Origin of the sequence: Vibrio sp. Vb1980, from assembly GCF_033338615.1 — a bacterium.
Taxonomy (GTDB): domain Bacteria; phylum Pseudomonadota; class Gammaproteobacteria; order Enterobacterales; family Vibrionaceae; genus Vibrio; species Vibrio alginolyticus.
Genome location: NZ_JAWOSZ010000050.1, coordinates 1 through 1,456, shown reverse-complemented (window position 1 = coordinate 1,456; position 1,456 = coordinate 1). Strand labels below are relative to the sequence as shown.

General features: G+C 39.4%; 2 protein-coding genes. Both read left to right on the top strand.

What is annotated here, in order from left to right:
• The first annotated feature begins 188 nt into the window (after positions 1-188).
• Positions 189-770 (top strand): hypothetical protein, encoded by a 582-nt coding sequence (locus tag R7F64_RS23730; RefSeq protein WP_318072131.1) that lies wholly within the window; start codon positions 189-191, stop codon positions 768-770.
• A 159-nt stretch (positions 771-929) separates the two neighbouring features.
• A complete protein-coding gene (locus R7F64_RS23725) occupies positions 930-1,385 on the top strand; it encodes an NUDIX domain-containing protein (protein WP_054824887.1) in 456 nt (151 codons plus the stop codon).
• The last annotated feature ends 71 nt before the right edge of the window (positions 1,386-1,456 follow it).

Genomic DNA, 1,456 nt, shown 5'->3' with positions numbered 1-1,456 from the left:
GTTGCAGCTAAAGTCTGGGTCTCACCTTACCCGATTGGAGTACTTATTATCCATACAAACTGTTCAAGAGGGATTCGTAACGCGTGGCATTTTCACTATGCGTTGGTTTTAGTGTTTAAGGTGGTATGCGGCGACTTCGGTATTGCGTTGCTCACCCCTTAACAGGGCGTTATGTTCTAGGAGGAAAAATGAACAGTTCTCGATATCATTGGCAAGAAGAGTTAGAAAAAGCGAAAGCCCAAGGCGATGAAGCAAAGACTCAGCATTTTAACTATTTATTGTCAACTTACACGGATGAGTACTTTGAAAATCTAGATAAATTTTACACTTTTCTTCCTTCTGATGGTGATCTGACACTACTGGTTCTCAAGGGGCATTTATTAATCGAACAGCAAATTCGCTCGTATGTGCACAACCATTTCCCAAATCAAAAAGCTTTAAAAGAAGTTTTTAAAGATACCCATAGTTTAATCAATGCTGGTAAGGCATACGCAGACCCAGACTGTACTGAAACACTCGCTCTATGGGATTGTTTTATAAAATTAAACAGTATTCGAAACTTTTTGGCACATCGTCTAGACCATACTGGTTTACAGCATAAAATAGAAGATTTTCTCAAAGTATCTGACCGCTTTATTTCATTTGGTCCAGATAGTGATTCTGCGTATGATCGAATGCACAATGCGATCAATGCTATTTACCAAAAAGCGCTTTATCTATCGACAGTTCAAGAGAAGAAGTACCGAGAATTTGAAGAGCAACGAACATAACAAACAATTTAAGAGTGATTCAGCACGCTTGGCACTTTTAGCTTGGGTTTAGTTTAGTGTTTACGGTGGTCAAATTAAGTGTAGTGGTAGCGTGCTTCACACCTTAATTGGGCGTTATGCCACTTTTATTTTACTTCTCATGGATGAGGATAGAATTAGATGCAATATGGGATTCAGCATCACATAGAAGTTACGGCAAAAGCTGCCGGAGCTGTGATTTTTAATCAACGCAATGAAGTGTTATTGGTTCAAGAGCTAACCGGCTCAAAGAAAGGTCTATGGCATATACCGTCAGGTAGTGTTGAATCTACAGAGTTTCCTCAAGAGGCAGCGGTCAGGGAAATTGCAGAAGAAACGGGTTTAGAAGTTGCTTTAGAGAACTACTTAAATACCTATGCAGGACGTTTTGATGATGGTGAATTAGTATTACGTCATGTCTGGGTCACAGAAGTTAAAGACCAAGTCATATTGCCTAAATTCAACCATGAAATAGGTTGTGCAAAGTTCTTCTCGTTAGCTGAAGTGCGGGATTTGTATGCTCGATCGAAGTTGCGGATGCACCATACATTTTTAATGATCAATGATGCTTATAAACAGCGGGAAAAATTGGCATAACAAGAGACTATGGCGTCAATAGTTAATTTTTGAGGCTATCTGTATCCCACATAACACCATCTCTTAGCATT